This is a genomic window from Alkalicoccobacillus porphyridii, assembly GCF_007293315.1.
Taxonomy (GTDB): domain Bacteria; phylum Bacillota; class Bacilli; order Bacillales; family Bacillaceae_D; genus Alkalicoccobacillus; species Alkalicoccobacillus porphyridii.
On the sequence record NZ_VLXZ01000314.1, the window covers coordinates 1 to 254 of the forward strand.

At 54.7% G+C, this 254-nt stretch carries 1 pseudogene; it reads left to right on the top strand.

The features are described from left to right. Window positions 1–254: pseudogene (locus FN960_RS24440) on the top strand (acetyl-CoA C-acyltransferase); the annotation flags it as partial.

Below are 254 nucleotides of genomic sequence, written 5' to 3' on the forward strand. Positions count from 1 at the left end.
TTATGGAAGAATCTGCGGCGCTGGCAGCAGGCCTTACCCCCCTGGCTCGCATTAAAAGTTATGCCAGCGGTGGCGTGCCCCCCGCATTGATGGGTATGGGGCCAGTACCTGCCACGCAAAAAGCGTTACAACTGGCGGGGCTGCAACTGGCGGATATTGATCTCATTGAGGCTAATGAAGCATTTGCTGCACAGTTCCTTGCCGTTGGGAAAAACCTGGGCTTTGATTCTGAGAAAGTGAATGTCAACGGCGGG